The sequence below is a fragment of the Micromonospora maritima genome, assembly GCF_902825405.1.
Lineage (GTDB): Bacteria > Actinomycetota > Actinomycetes > Mycobacteriales > Micromonosporaceae > Micromonospora > Micromonospora maritima.
Genome location: NZ_CADEAU010000433.1, coordinates 1 through 4,568, shown reverse-complemented (window position 1 = coordinate 4,568; position 4,568 = coordinate 1). Strand labels below are relative to the sequence as shown.

Here is a 4,568-nt window from a genome sequence, read left to right as displayed (position 1 = left end):
GGAACGACAGGCCGAGCCGGCGCACCACGTACGCGTCGAGGCCCTCGCGGTGCAGCACCTTCGGGATGTCGTAGATGCTCGGCGCGTCCGGGGCGGCGGCGGGGACAGGGGAACAGCGGGCGGGCCGGTGAGCATGGTCATCACGGTACGGCCGGGACGTGTCGCGGTGGCGCGGGGACGGTTACCGTGGACGGGTGCGCGACCCCAACGTGTCCCGATCCGTGGCCGGTCAGCTCTCCGCCGAGCGCCGCGCCGACGACCTGCGCCGGCTCCGCGCCGAGCGGTTCGACGTGCTGGTCATCGGCGGTGGCGTCACCGGTGCGGGCGCCGCGCTGGACGCCGCGTCCCGAGGGCTGAAGGTCGCCCTGGTCGAGGCGCGCGACCATGCCGCCGGCACCTCCAGCCGGTCCAGCAAGCTCATCCACGGTGGTCTGCGCTACCTGGAACAGCTGGAGTTCCACCTGGTCCACGAGGCGCTCACCGAACGCGGGCTGCTGGCCACCCGGCTCGCCCCGCACCTGGTCCGCCCGGTGCCGATCCTGGTCCCGCTGCCGGCCGAGGGCGGCGCGCGCGACCTGCCCCGACGGATCTTCCGCCGTTCCTACTACGGGCTCGGCGTGGCCGCGTACGACGCGTTCGCCGGAGTGTTCGGCGGCGGCCGGGGGATGCCGCTGCACCGGCACCTGACCCGCGAGGGCGCCCGGCGGATCTTCCCCAGCCTCCGACCGGACACGCTGGCCGGCGCGATCCGCTACTACGACGGTCAGGTCGACGACGCCCGCCTCGTGGTGACGCTGGCCCGCACCGCGGCCAGCCTCGGCGCGACCGTGGTCACCAGCGCCCGGGCGGTCGGCCTGATCCGCCAGGCCCGCGAGGTGACCGGTGTCCGGGTGCGCGACCTGGAGGCGCCGCCCGGTTCGCCGGACGCCGAGTTCGAGGTACGCGCCCGCACCGTGATCGCCGCGACCGGCGTGTGGAGCGACGACATGTCGCGGATGCTCAACGACGTCGGGCTCCGCCCCAAGCTGCGGGTCCGGGCCTCCAAGGGCGTGCACCTGGTGGTGCCCCGCTCGGCCATCGTCGGCGAGACCGGGCTGATCCTGCGTACCGCGACGAGCGTGCTGTTCGTCATCCCGTGGGGCGGCCACTGGATCATCGGCACCACCGACACCGACTGGCAGCTCGACAGGTCCCACCCGGCCGCCACCGCGAGCGACATCGACTACCTGCTGTCGCAGGTCAACACCGTGCTGGACCGGCCGTTGACCACCGCCGACATCGAGGGCGTCTACGCCGGTCTGCGACCGCTGCTGGCCGGCGAGGCGGACTCCACCTCCAAGCTCTCCCGCGAGCACGCCGTGGTGGAGCCGATGCTGGGCCTGCTGCTGGTGGCCGGCGGCAAGTACACGACCTACCGGGTGATGGCCGCCGACGTGGTCGACCGGGCCATGCACCGGCTCGGGCAGACCCGGCCGTCGCGCACCGCCGACCTGCCGCTGCTCGGCGCCGACGGGTACGCGGCCCTGTGGCGCGACCGGGCCGACCTGGCCCGCCGGCACGGGGTGGCGGTCGGCGTGGTCGAGCACCTGCTGGAGCGCTACGGCAACCTCACCCTGGACCTGCTCGCCCTGGTCGACGCCGACCCGCTGCTCGGCTCGCCGCTGGCCGGCGCGCCGGAATACCTGGCCGCCGAGGTGACGTACGCGGCCCGCGCCGAGGGCGCGCTGCACGTGGAGGACGTCCTCACCCGGCGTACCCGGATCTCCATCGAGACCAGCCATCGCGGCCTGGAGTCGGCCGAACACGCCGCGGAGTTGATGGGCGCGGTGCTCGGCTGGGACGCGGCGACCCGGGCCCGGGAGGTCGCCCACTACCGGGCGCGGGTCGAGGCGGAGCGGGAGTCGCAGCTCATGCCGGACGACATCGCGGCCGACGCGGCGCGGCTCGGCGCGCCGGACGTGCGCGGTTTCGCCGCCGACCGGGGGACCGAGCTGCCCACCTCGCCGCGCTGAGGAACCGGAACCCCTACCGGCCGCTCGGCCGGTGGTGCGCGCTACCTACGGAAGTGTAGGTTTCCCGCGTGGTTCGTCCATCCTGGTCGCGCGTCGCCGCCCTGTCCGCCGGCATCCTGCTGTCGACCACCCTGACCGGCTGCACACTCTTCGGCCGGGCGGAGGGGGCGACCACACCCGGTCAGCAGGGCTCGTCCGCGCCGACCCCGGTCGGGAAGCGGGTCTCCCTGGTGCAGCGGCTGGGTGCGGACGGGCCGGTCCGCACGCTCGACGTGGACCCGACCGGCAGGTGGCAGTGCCGCGACTGCGCCGGGGACGGCGTCGACGCGACGGGCACGCTCAACCCCGAGCAGACGCAGCGGTTGCAGCAGATGCTCACCGACCCGGCGTTGGACGGTGAGACCGACCAGGCGCGGCAGTACAAGCAGGGCTGCATCGGCGTGCTGACCTCGACACTGCTCGTCCCGCCCGGCCTGACCGTGACCATCCAGGACTGTCCGGGCGAGCCGAAGCCCACCGTCGCCTACGACGTGCTGCTGCTGCTCACCCAGGCGACCCCGGCCGAGGACAAGGGCTGACTCAGATCACCTTGCCCGGGTTGAGCAGCCCGGCCGGGTCCAGCGCCGCCTTGATCGCCTGGTGCACCCGGACGCCCACCGGGCCGATCTCCCGGGCCAGCCAGTCCCGCTTCAGCAGCCCGACACCGTGCTCCCCGGTGCAGGTGCCGCCCAGCTCCAACCCGAGCCGCATGATCTCGTCGAAGGCCCGCCGCCCCCGGTCCAGGCTCGCCGGGTCGGCCCGGTCGACCACGATGTTCGGGTGCATGTTGCCGTCCCCGGCGTGACCGACCACGCCGATCGGCACGTCGCACACCTCGGCGATCCGGGCCACCCCGTCCAGCAGTTCGGCCAGCCGGCCGCGCGGCACCGCCACGTCGTCGATGACCAGGCCACCGTTGCCGCCGGGGAACGTCTCCGCGGCGAACCGCTCCATCGCCGGGTGGGCCAGCCGCCGGGCCTGGAGCAGGGCCGCCGCCTCGGTCGCGTCGGTGGCCGCCCAGACCTCGTCGGCGCCGGCCGCGGTGCAGACCTCGGTGATCCGGGCCAGGTCGTCGGCGGCCCGCGCGCCGGTGTCCACCGCCGCCAGCAGCAGCGCCTCCGCGTCGGTGCGCAGACCCATCGGCCGGTACGCCTCGATCGCCCGCAGGTGGGTCCGGTCCAACAGTTCCAGCAGGCTCGGCGTGAGGCCGTGCCGGGCGATCCCGGCCACCGCGCCACCGGCCGCCGCCGTGGTCGGGAAGACCGCGACCAGGGTCAGCGACTCCTCCGGCGCCGGGCGCAGCGCCACCGTCACCTCGGTGATCACACCGAGTGTGCCCTCCGAGCCGACGAAGAGCCGGGTCAGGTCGTACCCGGCGACGCCCTTGGCGGTGCGGCGGCCGGTGCGCAGCACCTCGCCGGAGGCCAGCACCACCTCCAGGCCGAGCACGTACTCGGTCGTCACGCCGTACTTCACGCAGCACATGCCGCCCGCGTTGGTGGCCACGTTGCCGCCGATGGTCGACGACTCCCACGAGCCCGGGTCCGGCGGGTACCAGAGACCCTGCTCCCGCACCGCCCCGGCCAGCGCCGCGTTGACCACGCCCGGTTGCACCACGGCGAACCGGCCGACCGGGTCGATCTCCCGGATCCGGTCCATCGCCGTGGTGCTCAGCACCAGCGCGCCGGACACCGCGTTCGCCGCACCGGCCAGCCCGGTCCGCGCCCCCTGCGGCACCACCGGTACGCCGTGCCGCCCGGCCGCGCGGACCGCCGCCACCACGCCCTCGGTGTCCCGCGGCCGGACCACCGCCAACGGGGTGCCCGAGGCGCACAGGTCCGCCTCGTCGCGCTCGTGCCCGGCCAGCAGGTCGGGATCGGTCAGCACGGCGGCGTCGCCGAGCGCGGCCCGCAGGTCGTCGAGGAGGGGATGGGCGGCCATGCCGGGAAGGCTACGCGTACCGTTGGTCGCCGTGCTCTACCTGGACCCGCCCGCCGTGCCCTGGCGCGGCCGGCTCTGGTCACACCTGATCAGCGACGTCTCGTACGCGGAGCTGCACGCGTTCGCCGAGATGCTCGGCGCGCCCCGGCGCGGCTTCGACCGGGACCACTACGACCTGCCCGCCGAGCGGTTCCGGGCGGCGGTCTGGCTGGGTGCGACGGTGATCCCCTCGCGGGAGGTCGTCCGCCTGCTGCGCGCCGCCGACCTGCGCCGCCCGAAGCCCCGCGCCTCAGCCGAGGCGCGCCAGCTCCCGGGCCAGGTTGGTGCGGGCGGCGTCCTCCCAGCGGGCGTGCGCCTCGGGTAGGCGGTAGAGCGCCGGCAGGGCGAGCAGCCGCCGCAGCACGGCCGCCCGGCCGGCCCGGAAGTCGGGCTCGGGGACGTGCGCGTACTCCCGGCGGATCGCGGCGGCGTAGCGGTCGTAGCCGTCCGGCGGGGCGGCCAGCACCGCCAGGTCCGCGTCGCACAGCAGGACGCCGTCCGGGTCGTCCGGCCCGACCAGATCGGAAGAGCGTCGTG

At 75.2% G+C, this 4,568-nt stretch carries 4 protein-coding genes; 3 read left to right on the top strand and 1 reads right to left on the bottom strand.

The annotated features are described in order from the left end of the window. The first annotated feature begins 209 nt into the window (after positions 1 to 209). Together HUW36_RS26385 and HUW36_RS26380 are read left to right on the top strand one after the other, a co-directional pair. Positions 210 to 2,012, top strand: coding sequence for a glycerol-3-phosphate dehydrogenase/oxidase (locus HUW36_RS26385; RefSeq protein WP_174530615.1), 1,803 nt, complete (start codon positions 210 to 212; stop codon positions 2,010 to 2,012). Positions 2,013 to 2,080: 68 nt separating this feature from the next. Then, a complete protein-coding gene (locus HUW36_RS26380) occupies positions 2,081 to 2,590 on the top strand; it encodes a hypothetical protein (RefSeq protein ID WP_174530614.1) in 510 nt (169 codons plus the stop codon). 1 nt (position 2,591) lies between these two features. Here HUW36_RS26380 and HUW36_RS26375 read toward each other — a convergent pair whose 3' ends face one another. Beyond that, positions 2,592 to 3,992, bottom strand: a complete 1,401-nt coding sequence (locus HUW36_RS26375) for an FAD-binding oxidoreductase (protein ID WP_174530613.1) — start codon at positions 3,990 to 3,992, stop codon at positions 2,592 to 2,594. Between the two features lie 31 nt (positions 3,993 to 4,023). Between HUW36_RS26375 and HUW36_RS26370 the strand changes: the two genes are divergently transcribed. Continuing rightward, the gene (locus tag HUW36_RS26370; RefSeq protein WP_174530612.1) at positions 4,024 to 4,356 is read left to right on the top strand and encodes a DUF4031 domain-containing protein; all 333 of its coding nucleotides are present in this window, start codon (positions 4,024 to 4,026) and stop codon (positions 4,354 to 4,356) included. Positions 4,357 to 4,568: the final 212 nt, after the last annotated feature.